Source organism: Amycolatopsis dongchuanensis (assembly GCF_039542405.1).
GTDB lineage: Bacteria > Actinomycetota > Actinomycetes > Mycobacteriales > Pseudonocardiaceae > Amycolatopsis_E > Amycolatopsis_E sacchari.
Genome location: NZ_BAABIB010000180.1, coordinates 1 through 2,596, shown reverse-complemented (window position 1 = coordinate 2,596; position 2,596 = coordinate 1). Strand labels below are relative to the sequence as shown.

4 protein-coding genes are annotated in these 2,596 nt (G+C 68.6%); all 4 read left to right on the top strand.

What is annotated here, in order from left to right:
• On the top strand, positions 1 to 847 hold an 847-nt coding region (locus ABFX51_RS39350; protein ID WP_346056990.1), incomplete at its 5' end, for an N-acyl homoserine lactonase family protein.
• 10 nt (positions 848 to 857) lie between these two features.
• On the top strand, positions 858 to 1,211 hold the full coding sequence (locus ABFX51_RS39345) for a hypothetical protein (RefSeq protein ID WP_150070965.1): 354 nt from the start codon (positions 858 to 860) through the stop codon (positions 1,209 to 1,211).
• Entirely contained in the window at positions 1,208 to 1,945 is a 738-nt protein-coding gene (locus tag ABFX51_RS39340) for an SDR family NAD(P)-dependent oxidoreductase (protein WP_346056989.1), read from the top strand. Before ABFX51_RS39345 ends, ABFX51_RS39340 begins: the two co-directional genes overlap by 4 nt.
• A 55-nt stretch (positions 1,946 to 2,000) precedes the next feature.
• Positions 2,001 to 2,596 (top strand): GntR family transcriptional regulator (locus tag ABFX51_RS39335; RefSeq protein ID WP_346056987.1); only part of this gene is annotated, 596 nt, incomplete at its 3' end.

The window sequence follows — 2,596 nt, the reverse complement described above, 5'->3', positions numbered from 1 at the left end:
GACGGTGGGAGCACGGTCGCCTGAAATCCGACGAAACCGAATGGCATCAAGGAGGATGTCCATGCAGGCAACAACGCACGCGAAGCGGCTGTGGGCACTAGACGGGGCCAGGATGACCCTGGAGAACAGCCTACTGATCGTCGGCGGCACCGGGAGGCTCACCGTCCCGCTGCCGACGTTCCTCATCGAGCACGAACGTGGGCTTGTGCTCTTCGACACCGGCCTCGTTCCCGAAGCCGCGGACGACCCGCACTTGATCTACGGCGAACTGGTCGAGGAGGCCGGCATCGAGATGACGCCGGACCAGCGCATCGATCGCCAGCTGGCCACGATCGGGTTCCGGCCCGAGGACATCACGCATGTCATCCTGTCGCACACGCACCTCGACCACACCGGCGGGCTTTCGCTGTTCCCGCAAGCGAAGTTCTTCATCCAGCGCGGTGAACTCGGGTACGGCTACTGGCCCTACCCGGCCGCCGCGGCGTTCTTCCGGCAGGCCGACTTCGAGCCCATCCGCGCGATCGGCTGGCACGAGGTCGACGGCGACTTCGACCTGTTCGGCGACGGCAGCATCCGGATACTGGCCTGTCCCGGCCACACTCCGGGCAACGCCAGCCTGTTCGTTCAATTGAGTGATCGCTCGTTCATCATCGCCGGCGACACCGTGCACAGCACTCACGCGATCGAGGCCGAACTGCCCGCCTCGCCGGACGCGAACACCGAGCAGGCGATCTGGTCGATCCGCAAGATCAAGCGGCTGGCCGAGGCCTGGCAGGCGGATATCTGGGTGCCGCACGACCCGGATCAGTGGCCGGAGTTCGCGCATGCACCCGAATACTACTCGTGAGGTGTAGGCGATGATCCTCGTCGAGTACGCCTGTACCGAGTGCGCGAGCCGCCAAGAAAACTGGGCGGCTCACGAGATTCCCACGGCCACGACCTGCATTGCGTGCGGCGGCCGCGCACGGCGGAGGTTCGGCGGCACGCTGCTCGGGTCCGCGCCGGCGGTCCCCGCTCAGGGGGCCCCGTCGGCGCACAGCCACGGCACACCCGGCAGTTGCGTGCTGATGCCGACGGCGGCCCGAATGCTCGAGGCACGAATTCGTGGCGACCGGCGCGCGATCGACCGCGAGACGGCGCACCAACAGAAGGCGATCAGCGAAGGCAAGCTGAACCCGCATCGGCCGCCCGTCGTGGGACAACCGCAATGAGCGGCGAGAAAGTCGCGATCGTCACCGGAGGGGTGTCGGGCATCGGTGCCGCTGTGGCCGAGCGGCTGGTCGCGGACGGTACGACCGTCGTGGCCGCGGATCTCTCGGCCGAAGCGACCGAGCCTGCACCCGGGCCCGGCCTCCACCCCGTGCACGTCGATGTCACGGACGAGGCCCAGGTGGATGCGCTCGTGGCTGCCGTGGTGCGTACGTACGGCCGGCTCGACTGCCTCGTGCACTCGGCGGGGATCGGGCGGGTCGCGCCGTTTCTCGAGACCTCGGCCGAGCTGTTCGACCTCGTGGTTCGCACCAACCTGCGAGGCACGTTCCTCGCGGGGCGTGCGTGCGCTCGCGCGATGGCCGCGGCAGGTGGCGGCGTGATCGTCAACATCGGCAGCGTGTCCGGCCTGCGGGGCAATGCGGGCCGCACCGCCTACGGTGCGGCCAAGGGCGGCATCGTGACCATGACCTCGGTCATGGCAGTCGAGCTGGCCGAATACGGGATCCGGGTCAACGTCGTCGCGCCGGGCCCGATCGAGACTCCGCTCGCGGCGACGCAGCACGACTCGGACGTGCGCCGGGCGTGGGAAGATGCCGTGCCGATGAAGCGGTACGGCAGACCGGAGGAGGTGGCGAACGCGGTCGCCTACCTGTGCTCCGACGAGGCCGGGTACGTCACGGGTAGTGTCTTCGTCGTAGACGGCGGGTTCACCAGCGCGGGAATCTTGCCCTGAATCGCGGAAGCGCACTGTATGCTACATGCAAGACTCAGTGCAGGTGTCGGGAGAGGTGAACGTGGTCGACCGGGTTCCCCGGCCGAAATCGCTGACCGAGTTGGCGTACCAGGAACTGCGCGACGGGATCCTGGAAGGCGGTTTCGCGCCGGGGCGGCGGGTGAGCGTGGTGTCGCTCGCGGCGGAGATGGGCATGAGCCGGAGTCCGGTGCGGGCGGCGGTCGAGCGTCTCGCCACCGACGGTCTGATGACCCTCACCCCTGGCGGCGCGTTTGTGCCCACCGCTGGCCGGGGTGACCTGCTCGACGCGCTCGCCGTCCGCGCACCGCTCGAGGGGCTGGCGGCACGACTGGCCGCACCACAGCTGGCGGACAGCGACATCGACGTGCTCAGCAGCATTCATGCCGAGTTCGATGCGGCGGTGAAGCGGGGTGATACGCGCGTCGCGCGAAAGGCCGACTTCCAGTTCCACCAGCAGGTCCAAACCCACTGTGGCAACGAGTGCCTCGTCGAGCACCTGGAACGGGTGCAGGCCCGGGTCATCCTCGCGACCTACTCCACGGCGTGGAGCTCCGACCAGACCAAGGCGGTGTCCGAGCACGCGCTGATACTGGCCGCACTCTCCGCCCGCGACGGCGAGGCCGCGGGGCG